Annotated in this window: 15 protein-coding genes and 1 pseudogene; 10 read left to right on the forward strand and 6 right to left on the reverse strand. The window is 36.0% G+C overall.

Going from position 1 to position 19,660, the window contains the following annotated elements:
• Window positions 1-1,433 precede the first annotated feature (1,433 nt).
• Window positions 1,434-3,323 (reverse strand): molecular chaperone DnaK, encoded by a 1,890-nt coding sequence (gene dnaK, locus ACJAT0_RS03360; protein ID WP_415180518.1) that lies wholly within the window; start codon window positions 3,321-3,323, stop codon window positions 1,434-1,436.
• 434 nt (window positions 3,324-3,757) lie between these two features.
• On the opposite strand from dnaK, the gene ACJAT0_RS03365 reads away from it, so the two are divergent.
• The 4 genes and pseudogenes from ACJAT0_RS03365 (at window position 3,758) to ACJAT0_RS03380 (ending at window position 7,309) form a co-directional block, all read left to right on the forward strand.
• Window positions 3,758-4,156: a serine dehydratase beta chain gene (locus tag ACJAT0_RS03365; RefSeq protein ID WP_415180519.1), complete on the forward strand. Its 399-nt coding sequence runs from the start codon at window positions 3,758-3,760 to the stop codon at window positions 4,154-4,156.
• Window positions 4,157-4,654: 498 nt separating this feature from the next.
• A pseudogene (locus ACJAT0_RS03370) lies at window positions 4,655-4,924 on the forward strand (L-serine ammonia-lyase, iron-sulfur-dependent, subunit alpha).
• A 302-nt stretch (window positions 4,925-5,226) separates the two neighbouring features.
• Window positions 5,227-5,733, forward strand: a complete 507-nt coding sequence (locus ACJAT0_RS03375; RefSeq protein WP_415180520.1) for a PH domain-containing protein — start codon at window positions 5,227-5,229, stop codon at window positions 5,731-5,733.
• Window positions 5,726-7,309, forward strand: coding sequence for a PH domain-containing protein (locus ACJAT0_RS03380; protein ID WP_415180521.1), 1,584 nt, complete (start codon window positions 5,726-5,728; stop codon window positions 7,307-7,309). Before ACJAT0_RS03375 ends, ACJAT0_RS03380 begins: the two co-directional genes overlap by 8 nt.
• Window positions 7,310-7,477: 168 nt before the next feature.
• On the opposite strand, the gene ACJAT0_RS03385 is transcribed toward ACJAT0_RS03380, so the two are convergent.
• Complete coding sequence (locus ACJAT0_RS03385; RefSeq protein WP_415180522.1) at window positions 7,478-8,482, reverse strand: LytTR family transcriptional regulator DNA-binding domain-containing protein; 1,005 nt, start codon at window positions 8,480-8,482, stop codon at window positions 7,478-7,480.
• A gap of 271 nt (window positions 8,483-8,753) precedes the next feature.
• Here ACJAT0_RS03385 and ACJAT0_RS03390 point away from each other — a divergent pair, with 271 nt between their 5' ends.
• The 4 genes from ACJAT0_RS03390 (at window position 8,754) to msrB (ACJAT0_RS03405) (ending at window position 12,049) form a co-directional block, all read left to right on the forward strand.
• Window positions 8,754-9,932 carry a hypothetical protein gene (locus ACJAT0_RS03390; RefSeq protein WP_415180523.1) on the forward strand — a complete coding sequence of 393 codons (1,179 nt, stop codon included), beginning with the start codon at window positions 8,754-8,756 and terminating at the stop codon, window positions 9,930-9,932.
• Between the two features lie 208 nt (window positions 9,933-10,140).
• Window positions 10,141-10,461 (forward strand): OB-fold protein, encoded by a 321-nt coding sequence (locus ACJAT0_RS03395; protein ID WP_415180543.1) that lies wholly within the window; start codon window positions 10,141-10,143, stop codon window positions 10,459-10,461.
• Window positions 10,462-11,033: 572 nt separating this feature from the next.
• Window positions 11,034-11,564, forward strand: coding sequence for a peptide-methionine (R)-S-oxide reductase MsrB (gene msrB / locus ACJAT0_RS03400; protein ID WP_415180524.1), 531 nt, complete (start codon window positions 11,034-11,036; stop codon window positions 11,562-11,564).
• A 107-nt stretch (window positions 11,565-11,671) separates the two neighbouring features.
• Window positions 11,672-12,049 (forward strand): peptide-methionine (R)-S-oxide reductase MsrB, encoded by a 378-nt coding sequence (gene msrB / locus ACJAT0_RS03405; RefSeq protein ID WP_415180525.1) that lies wholly within the window; start codon window positions 11,672-11,674, stop codon window positions 12,047-12,049.
• An 814-nt stretch (window positions 12,050-12,863) separates the two neighbouring features.
• On the opposite strand, the gene ACJAT0_RS03410 is transcribed toward msrB (ACJAT0_RS03405), so the two are convergent.
• A complete protein-coding gene (locus ACJAT0_RS03410) occupies window positions 12,864-14,003 on the reverse strand; it encodes a DEAD/DEAH box helicase (protein WP_415180526.1) in 1,140 nt (379 codons plus the stop codon).
• A 255-nt stretch (window positions 14,004-14,258) separates the two neighbouring features.
• On the opposite strand from ACJAT0_RS03410, the gene ACJAT0_RS03415 reads away from it, so the two are divergent.
• Window positions 14,259-14,858, forward strand: coding sequence for a DNA-3-methyladenine glycosylase (locus ACJAT0_RS03415; RefSeq protein WP_415180527.1), 600 nt, complete (start codon window positions 14,259-14,261; stop codon window positions 14,856-14,858).
• Between the two features lie 78 nt (window positions 14,859-14,936).
• On the opposite strand, the gene ACJAT0_RS03420 is transcribed toward ACJAT0_RS03415, so the two are convergent.
• The 3 genes from ACJAT0_RS03420 to ACJAT0_RS03430 form a co-directional block, all read right to left on the reverse strand.
• A complete protein-coding gene (locus ACJAT0_RS03420) occupies window positions 14,937-15,647 on the reverse strand; it encodes a flavodoxin family protein (RefSeq protein ID WP_415180528.1) in 711 nt (236 codons plus the stop codon).
• 104 nt (window positions 15,648-15,751) lie between these two features.
• Window positions 15,752-16,531, reverse strand: a complete 780-nt coding sequence (locus tag ACJAT0_RS03425) for an SDR family NAD(P)-dependent oxidoreductase (RefSeq protein WP_374002867.1) — start codon at window positions 16,529-16,531, stop codon at window positions 15,752-15,754.
• An 88-nt stretch (window positions 16,532-16,619) separates the two neighbouring features.
• Window positions 16,620-17,342, reverse strand: coding sequence for a class I SAM-dependent methyltransferase (locus tag ACJAT0_RS03430; protein WP_415180529.1), 723 nt, complete (start codon window positions 17,340-17,342; stop codon window positions 16,620-16,622).
• A gap of 318 nt (window positions 17,343-17,660) precedes the next feature.
• On the opposite strand from ACJAT0_RS03430, the gene htpG reads away from it, so the two are divergent.
• Window positions 17,661-19,565, forward strand: coding sequence for a molecular chaperone HtpG (gene htpG / locus ACJAT0_RS03435; RefSeq protein ID WP_415180530.1), 1,905 nt, complete (start codon window positions 17,661-17,663; stop codon window positions 19,563-19,565).
• Window positions 19,566-19,660: the final 95 nt, after the last annotated feature.

Below are 19,660 nucleotides of genomic sequence, written 5' to 3' on the forward strand. Positions count from 1 at the left end.
TCATATTGGCGGGCTAGAATGATAAACCTCTTTGGAGTTAAAATGCTTAAATAAAATGATTAGGGTTCTCAACTAAGAATTTTAATACCTCCAGTAATTACATTCTATTTTCCTTTTTTTCATCTTTAAAGCTTAGCACATATTTAGTAAAAGGCTTCCAGACGATGGCCGTATAGCTATAGAATCTATTATATCCATTAGAATTAAAGGTCAGTACCATCTTTTTATTTTCTTTTTTACTTTCACAACCTCGACTAAAATTAATGGCATTTAATGAGAAGCAATGTTAAAATTATTTATTCCGGGATAGGGTGTTTTTCTATCCACTGAATACCTTATTTTTTTCTCATACCAAACAACAATTTAAATTCATAAATAGTTGCAGCATCAGGTCCTATGAATTCTTATAAATTATCAAAAAAATATGCAAAGGCTTTCTCTTGCAATGATCTGATGTTTTGGTCTAGTAGATGGTTGCAAGAAGTAATAAAAATGATGTTAGGGAGTAATATGCTTTTCATTATTTATTTTTTAAAATTAGTTTCTTTTCTCTTTTGCTAGAATAGCTATAGCTTGAAAAGCTTTAAAAATGTTTCCTAAAACGTTTCTTGTATCTGAACTGGGTGAGGTACCTTTAAACAGCCCTCGCACCTCGTACTTTATTGGCTAGGTTGCCTGTATTTAATAATTATGGTTAATTGGTACTCCTAAAACGCCTTTTAGTGTATGGCACACAAGGTGCTTGACTGTATATTTATAAGCATTCACTTATAAATGCTTATCGACCATATCAACCCTTTAACACCACGAATGTGTTGCAAAGAAAGTTGCTATTCATCTTCATTAGATAAAGTTGTAGTAAGTCCATCATTTTATATGCGATAAGAACTGATGTTTTCAGTAAGGCAGTCCTTTTCTGATCGGTCAACATATAGCAAATCAAGAGTAGGTAAGTTTTGCTTAATAAGGCTGCTAACCCTTCCCTAATATCCTTATAAGAAGCATTTTGAGCACTGCTTAATGTTGAAAAGCATAAAAAAAGTGATAGAACTAGTAATTTGATAGTGTTTTGAATAATCTTTGATAATATTTTGAAAAATTAAGGATGAACAATCTTAATTCTAAGATTTTCGATCTTGTCATACAATACCACACAGAGGGTATTGTAAAATAGAAGGCACTATTATTACACTGTAATTCAATTGTTTTTTTAATATTGGTATTTTGATCCATGACGGAGAACAGTTAGAAAAACGAAAATAGAAAAAACAACCCATAAAAAAAGCCTTGAACCAATGGTTCAAGGCTTTATAAAATGGAACTGTAACGCATACTAAAAACGACTAGCTTCATACGCAGAAACAAAAAAGACCCTGAAATAATTCAGAGTCTTTCTTAATATAACATATTAACTGTTACTAAAAACTGTTAACTTATTTCACTTCTTCGAAGTCTACATCTTCCACATCGCTAGTGTCAGATTCATCAGAAGCATCAGCTCCAGAATCTGTTCCACCTTCCGTTTGTGCTTTTGCCATTTCTTCCGTTACACCTGTCCAAACTTTATTTAGCTTTTCTAGTGCTGGTTCGATAACAGTTAGTTCTCCAGTTGCATAAGCAACTTTCAATTCTGTAAGCGCTTCTTCAATGGGTGCTTTCTTGTCAGCAGGTAACTTATCGCCAAAGTCTTCGATTTGTTGCTCTGTTTGGAAGATCATTTGATCTGCCGCGTTCAACTTGTCAGCCGTTTCTTTAGCTTTCTTGTCAGTATCTGCGTTTGCAGCTGCGTCAGCTTTCATTTTCTCGATTTCTTCTTCGCTTAGTCCAGAAGAAGCTTCGATACGTATGTCTTGTTTCTTGCCAGTAGCTTTATCTTCAGCACTTACTTTGATAATACCGTTTGCATCGATGTCAAAGGTTACTTCAATTTGTGGAGTACCTCGTCTTGCTGGAGAAATGTCTGATAAGTGAAATCTACCGATCGTATTGTTGTCGTTTGCCATAGCACGCTCTCCTTGTATGACGTGAATCTCAACACTTGGTTGATTATCTGCAGCTGTAGAGAATACTTGTGACTTTTTAGTTGGAATAGTTGTGTTAGACTCAATTAATTTAGTCATCACACCACCCATCGTTTCGATACCTAAAGAAAGTGGAGTAACATCAAGTAAAAGAACATCTTTTACGTCACCTGTTAAAACACCACCTTGAATAGCAGCACCTATAGCCACTACTTCATCAGGATTCACTCCTTTTGATGGAGTCTTACCAAAGAATTTCTGCACTGCTTCCTGTACAGCAGGAATACGTGTAGATCCACCTACAAGAATAATCTCATCAATGTCTCCAGTAGAAAGGCCTGCATTTTTCAATGCCGTCTGACATGGCTGGATAGTTCTTTTTACAAGATCGTCGATTAATTTTTCAAAAGCCGATTTTGTAAGCGTCTTTACAAGGTGCTTAGGACCTGAAGCAGTCGCCGTTACATAAGGCAAGTTAATTTCAGTTTGTGCACTTGAAGAAAGCTCAATTTTTGCTTTTTCAGCAGCTTCTTTAAGACGCTGTAAAGCCATCGGGTCTTTACGTAAATCGATTCCTTCAGCAGAGTTAAATTCGTCTGCCAATAAATCTATGATTTTTTGATCTACATCATCACCACCTAAATGAGTATCACCGTCCGTTGCTAGTACTTCAAAAACACCGTCACCTAATTCTAGTATAGAAACGTCATGTGTTCCACCACCAAAATCAAATACGACAATCTTTTGATCTGTATCTTTCTTATCCATACCGTAAGCAAGTGCCGCAGCAGTAGGCTCATTAATGATACGTTCCACTTTAAGACCAGCGATCTCACCAGCCTCTTTAGTCGCTTGACGTTGAGAATCGTTAAAATAAGCAGGTACAGTAATTACGGCTCCAGTTACTTCATATCCTAAATAGTCCTCAGCTGTTTTCTTCATTTTTTGAAGAATCATTGCACTTAGTTCTTGAGGCGTGTACAAACGGCCATCGATATCTACCCGTGGTGTGTCGTTGTCGCCTTTTACTACTTTATAAGGTACACGTCCAGCCTCCTGAGAAACCTCGCTAAATTTGTTACCCATAAAACGCTTGATAGAAGCAACCGTTTTAGTTGGGTTAGTAACAGCTTGTCTTTTTGCAGGATCACCTACCTTGATCTCACCACCTTCTACAAAGGCAATAACAGATGGAGTAGTTCTCTTTCCTTCGGAATTAGGTATTACTACAGGTTCGCTTCCTTCCATTACAGAAACACAACTGTTTGTCGTACCTAAGTCTATTCCAATTATTTTACTCATTATAAATGTATTTTAATTTTTAATTTCTTTTTTATTACAACCTCACAAAGTCAATGTTTGTGCCATTACAATTCTAATGACATGATGTCATTTCGACTGTCATTATGTAAGCTTCATAGCTTTTATTAATTCCGCTTTCGCAAAAGCGAGATCCATACCTCGTGTCTTTTTAGTTTATAGTATGACGTATCAATCTCCGCAATCGGTATTTAATGATGCTAATTTATAGCTCTATTATTTTCCGCCAGGAAGACCTTTGCAGAACAATAGGGCCCGCTATCTTTTCTCGATTCTATGGCATAAATTACAGTGTTGATGGATTATTCTTATTTCCTTTATGTTGCTTTTAACCCAACAATCATCCCGAATAAGGAAACAAAATGCTCCAGCTAAAATTGAATCCATAAGCGTGTTTGACATGCTTAAAATAAGCGTTGCTCTGTAAAGATCTTATATATTGGGTCCGTGATGTACGGCTCGTAATTTTTTTAGGTAAAAATAAAAATAGATTGGGACTGGCAGAAGGCATAGAACTGGACTTTTATGCTTCTCTTTCTGCAACAGATAAAAGATATGCTACGGTTTTAAGTTGTATTATTAGGCTTACTAATTCAAACCCCGAGAGATGCGCGATTGAAGAAATCTGTGAAATTATAGCCTTTATAACAAATCAAAAAGTACTTCAACTGGATGGCGTTCATCTAGTGAAATTTAATCCAAAAACACAAATTAATTTCCATCGCAATTTTCTTCCTTTTCATCCTAATGGAATTTGTTTTAAGACCACATTGAATGATGGAAAGGTAGTTTTTGAAACTTACCTTAATAAATAGTAGGGTGGTTTTATAGTTCAAAAGGAACAAAAACGATCGGCGAGGCAAGTGGCTCTTTTTGAATGTTTTACAAGACTTATTGAAAAGGCAAGCGAACTTCTTGTTTATTGTGAACGAGGTTATAACACTGTGTTACAAGTAGTGTTAGAAAATGAGGAATACCGGCACAAACCTTATAACATAGATAAACGATTCAAATAAATTTGGGACGTAATGTTAGCTCTATGAACATAGTTTGTCATATAGAAGGAGTACGTTCAAGAGGTCTTTACGTGCGCAGAAGACTCTTTGATACGCACAATCGTTTGCAAAATGGAAAGCCTGATACAAACAAAGAAGAATGGATAGAAGCTGCACCGAAGTTAAATTTAGAAAGATTCTCAAATGGGTTTCTTGTTTTGCGTTGGCGGTATGGAAGTAAAGGCCTCTTTAGGTCAAGGGTTTAGTGCTTCTACTAAACGTTGTACAGGAGTTATTCCTGCCATGATGATGTACTAGATGATTATTGAAAATCACAACGCCAATTTTGAAGATGTTAAGAAATTTTTACGTGTAGCAGGTAAAACAGGAGTGTTATTCATAAAAAGAGCAACAGTTAGTGACGCCATGGGCGGTTGTCCTGAAGAGATAGAAGTGAGCAGCGCAATGGCAGCAAGCGCATGAACAGAAGTAATGGGAGAATCACTAGCTCAAGTAATTATGGCAAGTGAGGTAGTCATGGAGCATTACCTAGGCTTAACATGCGATCCCATAGGCAGACTGGCATAAATACCACGAATAGAACGCAAGGTTATGGGAGCGATTAAAGCCATTAACGGCTGTGAAATGGCACTCGATACAGATGCTAGAGGTGCCAAGGTACCCTGAGATAAGGTCATAGAAACCATGTGGCAAATCGCACAAGACATAGTACGAAGTATAAAATAACCGGTACAGGTGGTCTGACATTGAATGTGGCACTTTCTGATTGTCAATCAAAAAAGACAGTTTTTTTATTAAGATATATTATTATTATTCTCGCTTTCGCGAAAGCGTAACTAGTATTACATTTATACGACTAAAATAACATGATGAAGAACAACCCAATTCTCGCAGCTGGATTACCGAGTGTAAAAGAAGCCGATTTCCAGAAACATCCAAAGAGATTTTTAAACAAAAATTTGATTGCTAAAGGAGTCCTATTTATTCCCTTGTTTGCTGCGGTGGTGCTATCTTTTTTTGTAATACAAGAAAAACCTTGGGTGTGGAAAGTAGCTTTGGCAGTCTGGGTATTCTCCTTTATATTAAGCATATTCCTATCGTATAAAGGCTATTTTGTAAAAGGTTTTGTACTGAGAGAGCATGATATTACTTATAAGAAAGGCTGGGTGTTTCACAGTCAGATTACCGTGCCATTTAATAGAATACAACACACAGAGATCAATCACGGTCCTATTGACCGACTATTTAAATTATGTGAGCTGGATATATTTACTGCTGGAGGAAGTGCCAGTGATTTAAGTATTGACGGTCTTGACCCTGAGGATGCTGCCAAATTAAAGGAGTATATCTCAGGAAAACTTTCTATTCATGCTTGATTTATCCACACCTCAAAGGCAGAGTAAAAAGATCATCGCATTCTATCTGTATAAAAGTATCAAAGGCTTATTGTTGTATTTCGTTTTTGCCGCCGTAGGAACTAATTCAATGGGGAAATACGGCATGTTCATGACCGCATTTATTGCCTTCATTGCCTTAGCGTCATTGGTATCTCCAGTATTAAAATACCTCTATTTCACCTTTCACATAGAAGGTGATGAGCTCATTATCCAAAAAGGTCTGTTGCAAAAAGAACGCAAATCTATACCTCTAGAACGCATTCAATCGATCAATATCAATCAGAATGTAGTGCAACGTATTTTAGGCATCGTATCTCTAGAAGTAGATACTGCAGGCTCTAAGGGGAAAGAACTAGAAATTCCTGGACTAGAAAAGGCTTTTGCAAGTGAGTTTAAAGAATTACTTCAGGAACGCAAAGAAGAAATAAATGTAGAAGAAGAGGTTATAGAAAACGCTCAAAAATATTTTGTCGATTCTAATAACGACGGGTATGAGGGTGCACTTTTAGAGGCAACAGAAAAAATTCCAGCTATACCTTCACAGAAAACTAGAACAACTGCTAGAAACCTTACCGAAACAACGATTCTCCAACTTGGAATTCTTGATATTTTAAAGGTAGGAATAACACAAAATCATTTAAAAAGTGGAGGGCTCGCTATAGGTCTCGCCTTTGGTAGTTGGTTTCAAGTAAATGAATTGTTGGAGGAATATTTAGGCGACTGGATACAACAATTTTCTATGGAAAATGTCATTTCTAGCACCAGTGCTGGACTCGTTTTTATTGCTTTAGTTTTATTCTTATTCTTTTCAGTTGTGATCAGTGTGGCATTGGCAATCAACAAATATTGGGATTTTAGTATAGTTAAGAAAGGAACTGATCTGGAAGTTAAAATGGGATTGTTCAATAAAAAGGAAATTAAAATACCACTAAAAAAAGTTCAGATTTTAGAATTTCATTCCAATCCACTGAGGAAATTATTGGGTTTTCAAACGGCTCAGATTTTTCAAGCACAGTCCACAGAAAATAAGCAGGGTAGTGTCTCCGTTCCAGCTTGCAAGGAGGTACACAGAATGATGTTGCAAAACTTGATCTTTAAACAGCCTGTAGAAACTACAGAACAGGAACTAAAGTGCAATCCTTATTCTCATGCAAAATTACGTTTTTACATTTTATCTGTATTTCTTTTGCCGTTAGTAGGAGCTGCTTTTTATGTGGAGGAGTATGCTGGGATAGTTCTTTTAATACTGCTCTTTTGTATTTCGATTTTCATGGCTTTTATGTACGGAAAGAATAGTAGAGTTATTAAAGATGAAGATTTTGTGGTATTTAAAAAAGGGTGGTTGTTTCCGCAAACAGTGATATCACCTATTTTTAAAACCCAAGCAGTGGAGAAATGGCGCAGCATATTTTTGAAGCGCAGGAAAGAAGCACACTTAAAATTACATACTGCGGCAGGAACTAGAGGCTTGCGTTATCTACATGAAGATCAGTTGAATCAATTGATTACTTCTGTAAATAACGAGGTGATTTGTAGTGAAGAGAAGTGGATGTAGGTCCTTATTCTTGTTTTTTAAGGAAACAAATTTTATAGGAACCGGGTCAGTGAAAGTTAAACTGATTGTGATTAAATGTTTTCAAAATACAGATTCAATTAAAGCATATAGGCTTATGAAATTGTTAGAAGCAAATGGAAAGTAGTACCGTAAAAAAGGAATCGACTTCTACAAATTGAGCCACTGCTTGAACTCTGCCGCTCGATTTTTACTGATGATGATGTCTATTTCTGAATCGGGTTGTACTAATATCTTTAACTGACTTTTGCCATATTTTATAATTTTTTTGATCGCGGGAATCGCAATAATTACCTGCCTGTTTGCTCTATAAAAATCTATGGCACTTAAGCTGGTTTGCAGCTCATCAAGACTGGCGTTAGTAGTTGATTTTCCACCGTCAAAACAAACTACGAAGGTAATGGTACTATCTACATAAATATAAGCGATGTTTTCTGTTGGGATGGTTAGTAATTCATCACGGTAAAAAGTTAAAATTCTCTTTTTATCAGTATCTAATGAAGTTTTATTTTTAGCTGTCTTATCTTCTTTTAATTTCGCTTTTTGTTGATAAGTAACTAAATCATTATTTAATTTAAAGGTGCTAATAAGCTCTTTTTCAAGTTCTTTATTTGTTATTTCTAAACGTTTTTCATAAATGCTCCCTAGAATTCTAACTGCAAAAAACAAGGAAATTATGAGCAATAGACTCATTATAGAACACATGAAATAAAATCTTTGATTCAGATAATTGATTTTATCGTTTATGTTATTTATGTTGATTTGCGCAGCAATGATCCAATCTGAATGATCTACAGGTACGAGATAAATAATTTTTGAGTTATTTAATTCAGAGGTATCTCGTTTTAAAAGCTCATATAATTTATCAGCATCAATAGCATTTGCTATAACAGAAATGGTTGATTCTTGTGCATCAAGGATAGTTCCTATTTTCGTTTTATCAGGATGAGAAATTTGTCTGCCGGACGAATCTAACATGGAAATAAAGCTTGTCTCTGAATATGTATTTTGAATAGTCTGTTGAAGATTCTGTGCGATTATTTCTTTAGATAAATTTGATTCTAAATGAACACTTATTAAGGTTGAAACAGTTTTTGCTTCTCTTTTGCTATTCTCAATTTGTAATTCTAATACTTGAAGAATACTTGTTTCCACAAAAAAATGTAAAGCAACAAGTGAAATAAGTGTGACAATTCCGGTTATAGAAAAAAAAGTAAATAAGTATAATGTGTCCTTTCGCATATAAGTATAAAACGATTTCCTAATAAATTAATGGGAACAAATATAATCTTTCAATTCTCATTTCTTTCTGAATTATTCAACTGTTTATTTTCCTGTTTAGCATCAGATTTTCCGCTTCAGTTGTTTATAATAGGTAGTAACTAGCAGCTACAATTATCTTTATCACAAACAAAAAATAGTTATAATGAAAAAGTTAGAAAGCACAATGTTATTTTTTCTGTTGGCAGTATCCATTGCCTTCACAGGATGTAGTGATGATTATTCCGATTCAGATCAAGATCCGACACAATTAAATTCTAAAGTTTATGAGCTAAATGTCGCAAGCGATTCCGGAGTGATGGGAACGGTAACATTTATAGAGTTGAGTGATTCTAGTATATCGATAAAATTGAACTTGCAAAATACTGTCGCAGGTAATTCTCATCCAGCTCACTTACATGTTAACACAGCGGCAGAAGGTGGTGCAATTGCTTTGTCTCTGGAACAAGTAAATGGAGGTACGGGAGAAAGCACAACCATTTTTAATTCGTTGGATGACGGTACTCCTGTTTCTTATGATGACTTATTAAATTTTAATGGGTATATTAATGTGCATGAAAGTGTTGCTAATCTAACCACTATAATTGCGCAAGGGGATGTAGGTCAAAATGAATTGACTGGCACAAAAATTAGTTATGTATTAAATGAAGGTGCTTTACCTGGTGTTAGTGGGTCCATAGAATTTGCTGAACGCGTAAATGAATCTACTTTAGTAACTATTAATTTATTAGGAACTGTTAGTGGCAATATTCATCCAGCGCACATACATGAAAATAACCTGGCCACAACAGGTAATATAATTGTTGGTCTTACGGCTGTAGATGGAGGAACTGGAATTAGTAAAACACAGGTAGCGGCTTTAGTGAGCGGTGCTAGTGTAACTTATACAGACTTTTTAACTATAAATGCTTACGTAAATGTTCATTTTAGTGATACTGACTTAGTAACAATAGTTGCTGAAGGAAACATAGGTGCCAACCTTGATGATACCCTTATACCAGAATCCAAAACATATGACGTTACTAACGCTGGATCATCTGCTTATATATTTAATGGTGAAGGACTAACTAATACCAACAATCCTAATTTAACTTTTAGAAGAGGCAGTACGTATATTTTAAACGTCAATGCACCAGGTCATCCATTTCTTATAAATACTGTGCAAGGAACTGGTAGTGCAAATATCTATAATGAAGGAGTTACTAACAATGGTGCAGTAAATGGTACAATTACCTTTATTGTGCCGTCCAATGCACCAAATACACTGTACTATAATTGTCAGTTTCATGGGTTAATGAATGGAGAAATTACCATTACAGATTAACAACTAATTTTAGAAATAATATCCATTTAAATAGTAGGATGTAGGGACATCCTACTATTTATGTTTTAGTTAAATTTGTATGGCTGACATATTCGGCGAGAATAAAATCTATTTGTAAAGTATAAGGTTATTAATAACCAATCGCTCTTAAGTCAGCATGACAGGATAAAATGAAAAAAAAAGAGTTTTTATACTGGGTCTCATTATTATCTTATTCACTGGTCCTCTTTTTTTATATAATCTTTTAGCAGCGTTACAACGCATCCACACCACATATAAAAAAGCTGAAATTCAAATAAGTTCTGAAGGAATAATTTATTCATTTAATAAAAATAAAAGCAAAGCAACTGCTCTTTTTGTGGGTAAAGCAATAGAAACTAGAGGTGTTATAAAAACCATCACCTATCAAAATGATGAATTTACGATATTGTTAAAAGGAGAAAATAAATCTTCTTACGTCATTTGTATTATGCAAAGCCACCAACATGTACAAGTAAATCAAATGGTATTCGGGTGTCTATTGTTTTAAAAGGAATAAGAGCAGATGTGTTATCACACAAACAAAAACTAATTTTAAGGATGGTAATTTGCATTTTGTATTCAATGCAACAGGTGTTGTTCATTTTGTAACACCCCACTAAGTTTGTTGCTGATTAATTTAAGTCAATACGTTACATACTAGCATTCCATGTACTCTGCTCTAAGATACATACAGGTATATATTTTTGTTTAAGTAGCAAACTTTTATAAGGAACTTAAAAGCCAAATAGAATTGGTGCAAGTTTATTCTGTTCGTCACACCCTCTGTATAAAAATCAATTTAGTATGTATTCATAGCAAAGAAGCGAATAATTTTTAAAGAACCTATGTAGCAGCTATTGAGGTATCTATTTTGTGTCAATGGTGTTTGGTTGATGAGCTTTTTCCTGTGTGTAAAGTCACGATAAACAAAATAGTTCAAATGCTGTTACTTGCCTATTATAAAGAATTTAAATTCTTCATAAAGACGGCATTCAATAATAATTATTTGTCGAGTTTTGTACTTTAATTTAAAAAGGAGGTTACAGTTAAACTGTAATATCAATATTAATCGCATCAATTATGATCAAATACATAGGTATAGCAGCTATCGCGTTTGCAACAATTTCTTGTGGGAATACCACTGAAAATGTAGCTCTGAATTCTGCAAGTGAACAAGTGCAACAAGAAAAAAAGTATCCCATACATAAAACTGATGCCGAGTGGAAACAGCTTTTAGAAGCTCAAGCTTATAATGTATTAAGACAGGCTGGAACCGAACGACCTAATACGAGTCCTTTGAACAAGCAATATGCAGCAGGCACTTTAATTTGTGCCGCTTGTTTTGCACCAGTATACGAGAATGAGCACAAATTTGACTCTGGTACCGGTTGGCCTAGTTACGACAGATCTATAGAAGGACAGGTAGAAAGAGACGTAGATTATAAAATCGGCTATGCACGTACAGAGCTGAAATGCAATACTTGTGGCTCTCATTTGGGACATGAGTTTAATGATGGTCCAAGAAAAACCACTGGTAAGCGTCATTGTATTAATGGGGTGGCTTTAGATTTTGTTTCTAAGGGAACAGACTTGCCAGCATTGAGGAATTAAGCACCCTAAAGAGTAAGAAATATAAAAAGCTCTTGACTATTGTTAAGAGCTTAATTTTTAAATCGCTTTTACAATAAAAAGCAGGATAACCTTTAGAAAATCAGATCATGACAGAAAAAGAATATAAAGACAAACTTACACCAGATCAATACCACATACTAAGAGAAAAAGGAACAGAACGACCTTTTACTGGAGAATACAACACACATTACGATAAAGGAATTTACAGTTGTGCCGCCTGTGATAAGGAACTTTTTAAATCTGATCAAAAGTTTGATTCTGGCTGTGGCTGGCCTTCTTTTGATGACGAAATAGAAGGAGCCATAGAACGCAAGAGAGATACAGCTCACGGTATGATACGCACAGAAATCATGTGTTCCAATTGTGGAAGTCACCTAGGACACGTTTTTAACGATGGACCTTCTTCAACCGGGATAAGACATTGTGTAAACAGTTTAAGTCTGGGGTTCAAGGAAGAAGAGTAGTTCTTTAGTTTGCAGTCCCCGTAGCGTTCTATTTTGATCTATATTTTTATTCTCAGTCTTGAGTAGGTATCCGTATTGATTTTGTGCTGGTTTTGGTATCTTTGTGGCAGCTTTTATATGACAGTATCCGTTGTTAAAAAGACGATAGACAGCTTGATGTTCTTTCTATTCCCTAAAATAGAAGTAAGTAGATTATTTTGTAATTCGTGTTCTCAAATTCTAGAAGACCGGATTTGTAATTCCATAAGGCAAGTCCCATAAAATTTGGTGAACACAGGATAAGAATAGGAACGGCAAACACTGCTATTGAGATTTGAAATGTATCTATTTGTATTGGCATTATCTCTATCAGTTTTCAATTTTGTTATGGGAAGATGTCGGTGACTTTTCTATTTAAATACCACAATCTCAACAAAAAGATCGATTCCTCCTTGCTTTTTTCTGGTGTCAAGTATGCTGGGAAAGTTACATTTTTGGCGAAACATTAGAAAAAGTTTGACGGAGAAGCATACTTATGGCAAGGCAGGAAATTATCCGTTCTCGTAGCTTAAAAAGGAAGTTATTTTTAAAGGTTAGAAGGTACGCTACTCTTTAGAAATTTTGTTTCCTTTAAATATTCAATTGTTCTTTACCAGCAAGGTAATACCCCGTGCTTAATTCGTTCCCTAATAAAATAATTCTCTTTTACAAAAGCAGAAAAGCTTTGAATATAATAATGTTAGAGTTTTAAAATGTTTTATATCTTAAAATGGTTGCCATTAATTCTGCCTCTTGTGAGTTATCCTATTCTAAATTAAATTCGAATTCGAATGTCCTAAGAATTCCACTCCGGCACATCTTCCATCCAGACTTTTAAATTTGTCTTTTTTTGAATGATTCTCATGTGCCCAGCCTCTTCTTTTGTAACTAAAGAAATAGCTGTTCCGGGATTCTCTGCACGTCCAGTTCTACCTATTCTATGAATGTAATCTTTAGGAGATCGAGGCAATTCATAGTTGATCACGTAAGGAAGAAATTCAATATCTATTCCACGAGAAAGTAAGTCGGTAGTCACCAGACATCGAACACCAGTTTCTGCGCTGTTTTTAAAGTCGGCTAGGTTGTTATTTCTAACTCCTTGAGCCTTTTTACCGTGAATGGCTTTTGATTTGATGCCGTTGGTATTGAGCTTGTCATTTACATGATCTACTTGATAGGTAGAAGAACAAAAAATCAATACCTGTTGCATGTCGTGTTCTTCTATTAAATGCCTTAAAAGCACTCCTTTTTTCTCTTCAGTGACCCGATAGCCATATTGCTTGATAAGTGAGTAATCTTGCTCTTCTTCTTCAACTTCTATAACTACAGGATTGTTTAATAATCCTTCTTCAATATTTTTAACTTCGCGACTTAAAGTAGCAGAGAACAATAGGTTTTGTTTCTTTCTAGGCAAATGATAGAGTACGGCATCCATTTCTTCCTTGAACCCCATCGACAGCATTTTATCTGCTTCGTCCAGAACCAAAATCTTACAGTCTTTAAGTACCACGGCATTTGCTTCTATAAGCTCGATCAGCCGCCCAGGAGTAGCAACCAACACATCTACGGTATTCATCTTCATCATTTGCGGATTGATACTTACGCCACCATAAACAGGCATGGTAATAAGTGGCTTATCCAGCGCTTTTGAAAAAGTCTTAATTACGTCACTTACTTGTACGGCAAGCTCGCGGGTAGGCACCATTACCAGTGCACTGATATGTCTGTTTTTAGATTCAATTCCTTTTAGATTCTGAAGTAAAGGCAATGCATAACTGGCCGTTTTTCCAGAACCAGTTTTAGCGATTCCCAACACATCTTTTCCTTCTAAAATAACAGGGATAGCCTGTTCCTGGATAGGAGTAGGTACTGTTAAATGCTGATCGTTAAGAGATTTTATTAGTGCAGGATCGAGTCCTAATTTTATAAAAGACATAAAGTTTTTTTTATTCCTTGTAAATTTCAAATCACGATAAATAACTTGTTTCATTTTAGCCTTTTTCTTTGTTGAAAAAATAGAATCCTAGCCTCTGCTATGCTTCTATTTTAGCTTTGAAAAAACTTAAAATCATTCGATTTATGAATGCGACCCGTCAAAATTTATTTGGTGGTGCAAAAGTAAAGTATTAAGATGGTATTAAATATGAAGTCGGTAGGGTGATCAAGTTTTATATTTAAACAAAAAACCACCTTGAAACTACCACAATCTTATTATTTACAGGATGACGTTGTCGCTATGGCTAGAGATATGATAGGTAAGAAGATTGTTTCTGTAACACAGGGCAAATTAACTTCGGGAATCATTACGGAAACAGAGGCTTATCGAGGTCATGATGACAAGGCTTGTCACGCGCATTTGGGCAGGTTTACTGAACGTACTAAAATCATGTATGAACAAGGTGGTGTTGCTTATGTCTATCTCTGTTATGGAATTCACCACTTGTTTAATATCATAACCAACTCAAAAGGCCAAGCAGATGCGGTTCTTATACGTGCGGTAGAACCTATTGCTGGAGTAGAGGTAATGTTAGAGCGACGCGGTAAATATGAACTGGATAAAACACTCACTTCTGGCCCTGGGAATTTCACTAAAGCCTTTGGGTTAGATCGCTCCCATTATGGAACAGATCTTACGGGCAACGAGGTATGGATAGAAAAAGACAAGTCTTTAGTTTTTTTAGAAAGCGAGATTACAATTAGCAAAAGAATAGGAATCGATTATGCCCAAGAAGATAAGGATCTTCCGTGGCGATTTTATCTCAATAGTTCTACATATGTGAGTAAAAAATAGGAGCTATGTTCCGCTTTTGCGAAAGCTCCACAAGCCATAGATAACAGCATTCCTGTATAGTTTATTTACCTAAACTTGCTATCTGTACTCTGGATTTTCAAATCCCCATTGGTTTCCCTTGTCCCATTGCTCTCTAGAATTTCCATAAGCATTATATCCATTGTTTTCCTTTAATACGTGCGCAAGGTGCAGGAGGTTATACGTCATGAAGGTGGTATTGCGCTGGGTAAATTCGTTATCCATACCTACTTTTCCATCATCTCCATAACTAGCGCCGGGTCCAGCTTCACCTATCCAGCCGGCGTCTGCTTGTGGTGGTATAGAATAACCTACGTGTTGCATGGAATAAAGAATTCCCATGGCGCAGTGTTTGATACCGTCTTCGTTTCCTGTGATAATAGTACCACCTACTTTACCGTAAAAAATATACTGCCCTTTTTCATTTGTCATTCCGCTCATAGCATACAAGCGCTCGATCAAAAGTTGTGCTTGGGAAGATTTTTCTCCCAACCAGATCGGAGTTCCTACGATCAATATATCTGCTGCTGCAACTTTTTTATAAATCTCAGGCCAAGCATCTTTTTCCCAACCATGTTTGGTCATATCTGGTTGCACACCGGTAGCTACTTCATGATCGATCAACCTAATGTGATCAACTTGAGCTCCCTCTTTTTTCATAATGCGAGCACTCACGTCCATCAATAGTTTTGTATGACTTTTTTCAGGAGACTTTTTTAAGGTACAATTGATGTAAACGGCTTTTAATTTTGAGAAGTCTGGCGTGTTCATAATATTTGGTTTTTAATTGAGGTTTAGGAATATAGCTCCCTACACGCTGCAGGGAGCGAAAACAAACTAATAACCACTTCATCGATGAATTTATAATCTGATAATTACTCTCGTGGCTGCTGCATTTTTTCCATCATTTGGAGCAATATTTTTTTAGGGGCAAGCGGTATCGTGGCAATCATTGCTTTTTGAGAAAATGTAAGTCCTGCTTTCACATCTATAGCTCCATTGATCATGGCATCATATCCTGTTTGCGCGACATTTTCTGCTGTTGCTGTTTGATCAAAAGCGGAGGTTTTATCCATACCAGAAACCTTACCAAATTCTGTTGCAGTTGCTCCGGGCATCATGTTTGTTACCGTCACATTTGTTGTAGACAGTTCTTGTGCCATAGCATTACTAAGAGAACTTACAAAAGCTTTGGAGGCAAAATATACAGCTTGCATAGGTCCAGGCATCAAACTCGCAATGGAAGATACGTTGAGTATTTTCCCTTCATTTCTGTTTACAAAATCAGGGATAAATAAACGACAGAGATGTGTGAGTGCCATAATATTAAGCATGATCATGTTTTGATCAGTTGCCCAGTCGCGTTTATGAAATTTACCTATTCCACCAAAACCTGCATTGTTGATCAAATAATTTACAGTGATTCCAGCAGCTGTTATTTCGTCATAAATTTCTTGTGTGGCGTGAGGAGCTGTAAGGTCTTTTTCTATGACATGTACGTTGATCGTATAGGTAGATTCTAAATCTGTTTTTAGTTTCTGGAGCGCATCACCACTTCTGGCAACAATTATTAAATCCCCCCCTTTTGAGGCATGTATTTTTGCGAGCTCTTTACCTATGCCACTGCTGGCGCCAGTTATTAATGCTGTTTTCATTTGCTATCTTATTAACGTACTAAAGTTAAAGTATTACACCTAAAATGCAGTTCGTTTATTTTAAATTTAACAAGATATCCTATAAATTTTAAGAGATAGAAAGCCGTGCGAGATAGTCGTAATGCGCTCCTTTTTCAACCAATTCTACTTCAAAGCCTGCCTTTGTAGCATAGGATTTTAAGAGTTCGTAATCCATATATAACCAATCAAATGACGCTGATTCTGTTCTTTTGTACTGAAGAGAGAAACTAACTTCTCCATAATATTCCTTGCTGGGATCTACCCATAAACCGCCATCTTCTTCATCTTCATATAAGAATCTTAAATCAGAACTATCGATTAAGATCTGGCCATTTCTCTGGAGTAGTTTTTTAAGTTTTTCAAGGCAGGAAGAGACCTTTTGCAATTTTGAAAAGATTCCTGTTCCATTCATGAGCATTAATATGGTATCGTACTGCTGCTTGTGGTCCCAAATATTTTCTTGAACTACTTTTGAATTCGATTTTTCTAGCCTTTCTTGAAGAACTTGAATAGCTCCTGGACTTTGATCTAGAGCCGTTATTTCCAGTCCTTTTTCCTCCAGATACAAAGAATGTGAACCTGCTCCAGCGCCTATATCAAGAACACTCCCTTTGGAAAGTTGCAATGCCTTTTTCTCCAGTATAGGCATTTGATCATAAGGTCTAAAAAGATAGGGCAGAGGCAACACGTCATCTTCCATTGTAGCACTTAGTACAATGATATCTTCGGTATAATTCCCTTGATGGAAATCTAGTAATGCTTTACCGTAAAGGTCAGAATGTAGATCCATTAGTTGGTGTTTACCTGTAAAATTAAAGTGTTTTAAAGAGTTTAAAGAGTCTATCGCGCAACAACAAGATTCAAATCCTAAAATTAATCAAAAAAGACTACAGGGAAACAAGTTAAGGTAAATTGTCCTAGTTGGTATAAAATGCTGCAGGAATAACTCTTTAGAGAATGACTTTACGTCTGTTAAAAGAGATCTATTTTGCTGCCAGCTTGTCATAAATATGTAAATGGTACAAGGCTTGAAATGATGAAATGGTAATGATAAATCGGCTTTCGCGAAAGCAGAATAATTAAAATCTAAATAGAACACAACATAACTATGTCACAACAAGGTAAAATTAATGTAGCGGTGGAAAACATTTTCCCGCTTATTAAGAAGTTTTTATACAGCGATCACGAGATTTTCTTAAGAGAACTCGTTTCAAACGCTACAGATGCGACTCTTAAATTACAGCACCTCGCGAGAATAGGGGAGGCTGGAGTTGAATTAGGAGTTAAATTAGGAGATCAAAAAATTGAGATCAAGATCGATAAAGAAGCAAAAACACTTCATATCATCGATCAGGGTCTAGGAATGTCTGAGGAAGAAGTACAGAAGTACATCAACGAGATAGCATTTTCTGGCGCTGAAGAGTTTCTTGAAAAATATAAAGACACCGCCAAAGACAGTGGTATAATAGGTCACTTCGGTTTAGGTTTTTACTCTGCTTTTATGGTGGCAAGCCAGGTAGAGATTCTCACTAAGTCATTTAAAGATACTCCAGCGGTACACTGGACTTGTGACGGATCTCCTAATTACACGCTGGAGCCCGGAACTAAAGAAGACTTTGGAACAGAGATCATTCTTCATATTTCTGAGGAGGATAGTGAGTTTCTAGAAGAAAGCCGCATTACAGAGCTGCTCAATAAATACAACAAGTTTATGCCCGTGCCTATCAAATTTGGTACGAAGACTGAAACGCTAGAAAAGCCAGAAGATGCAAAGGAAGAAGATGCTGCACCTACTCAGGAAGTAGATAATATCATTAATAATCCTACTCCAGCATGGACCAAGCAACCGGCTGATCTTGAAGAAAAAGATTATAACAGCTTCTATCGCGAGTTGTACCCTATGCAGTTTGAGGAGCCTTTATTTCATATTCACTTAAATGTAGATTATCCATTCAATCTTACTGGGATTTTATATTTCCCTAAGATGACTCAAGATCTTAATGTACAAAAAGACCGCATCCAGCTGTATCAGAATCAGGTATATGTTACCGATAACGTAGAAGGAATTGTACCAGAATTCTTAACCATGTTACGTGGCGTAATTGATTCTCCGGATATTCCTTTAAACGTATCTCGTTCTTACCTTCAGGCAGACGGAGCGGTTAAGAAAATTTCTAGTTACATTACCCGTAAAGTAGCAGATAAATTGAAGAGCCTTTTCAATGAGGACCGCAAAGGTTTTGAAGAGAAATGGAACGATATTAAAATCGTAATTGAATACGGAATGCTGAGCGAAGATAAATTCTTTGAAAAAGCTGACAAATTTGCATTGTATCCTACCGTAGACGGATCTTACTATTTATGGGAGGAGTTGATTGAAAAAATCAAACCAGCCCAAACAGACAAAGATGGCAAGACGGTGGTTCTTTATACGTCAAATAAAGAAACACAACATTCTTACATCGCAGCTGCAAAAAGTAAAGGTTACGATGTTCTATTATTAGATTCTCCTATCATTTCTCACTTAATGCAAAAGCTAGAATCTTCTAAAGAGAATGTTTCTTTTGTAAGAGTAGATGCAGATCACGCAGATAACCTTGTTAAAAAGGAAGAGGAGCAGATCTCTAAATTATCTGATGAAGAGAAAGAAACGCTTCAAAAAGCAATTACAGAAACCATTGCAGATTCTGGATATACCGTTCAAGTAGAAGCAATGAGCAGTGATGCAGCACCATTTATGATCACCCAACCAGAATTCATGCGTCGTATGAAAGAGATGCAAGCTAGCGGCGGTGGTGGCGGTATGATGGGTTTTGGTAACATGCCAGACATGTACAATCTTGTAGTAAACGGGAACCACGATTTAGTGCAATCTATCTTTACAGAGAAGGACGAAACTAAGAAGGCTGGATTGATACAGCAAGGAGTAGACCTAGCAAAATTATCTCAAGGTCTCTTAAAAGGAGAGAAGTTAACGGATTTTGTAAACCGCAGTTATGGTTTGATTAAATAAAAAAATAGCTTCTAAATACTAAAAGCCTGTTTTCATTATGAAAACAGGCTTTTTTATATAACCGTATTTTATAAATGCAGCACTGCATAGTATGC

Origin of the sequence: Nonlabens sp., assembly GCF_047636915.1 — a bacterium.
Taxonomy (GTDB): Bacteria; Bacteroidota; Bacteroidia; order Flavobacteriales; family Flavobacteriaceae; genus Nonlabens.

Excerpts from the sequence above, each read along its gene's own strand:
- dnaK (WP_415180518.1), bottom strand. The coding sequence starts at position 3,323 with ATGAGTAAAATAATTGGAATAGACTTAGGTACGACAAACAGTTGTGTT.
- ACJAT0_RS03430 (WP_415180529.1), bottom strand. The coding sequence starts at position 17,342 with ATGGATCTACATTCTGACCTTTACGGTAAAGCATTACTAGATTTCCAT.
- ACJAT0_RS03375 (WP_415180520.1), top strand. The coding sequence starts at position 5,227 with ATGAAGAACAACCCAATTCTCGCAGCTGGATTACCGAGTGTAAAAGAA.
- ACJAT0_RS03390 (WP_415180523.1), top strand. The coding sequence starts at position 8,754 with ATGAAAAAGTTAGAAAGCACAATGTTATTTTTTCTGTTGGCAGTATCC.
- ACJAT0_RS03425 (WP_374002867.1), bottom strand. The coding sequence starts at position 16,531 with ATGAAAACAGCATTAATAACTGGCGCCAGCAGTGGCATAGGTAAAGAG.
- msrB (WP_415180525.1), top strand. The coding sequence starts at position 11,672 with ATGACAGAAAAAGAATATAAAGACAAACTTACACCAGATCAATACCAC.
- ACJAT0_RS03410 (WP_415180526.1), bottom strand. The coding sequence starts at position 14,003 with ATGTCTTTTATAAAATTAGGACTCGATCCTGCACTAATAAAATCTCTT.
- ACJAT0_RS03380 (WP_415180521.1), top strand. The coding sequence starts at position 5,726 with ATGCTTGATTTATCCACACCTCAAAGGCAGAGTAAAAAGATCATCGCA.
- htpG (WP_415180530.1), top strand. The coding sequence starts at position 17,661 with ATGTCACAACAAGGTAAAATTAATGTAGCGGTGGAAAACATTTTCCCG.
- msrB (WP_415180524.1), top strand. The coding sequence starts at position 11,034 with ATGATCAAATACATAGGTATAGCAGCTATCGCGTTTGCAACAATTTCT.
- ACJAT0_RS03420 (WP_415180528.1), bottom strand. The coding sequence starts at position 15,647 with ATGAACACGCCAGACTTCTCAAAATTAAAAGCCGTTTACATCAATTGT.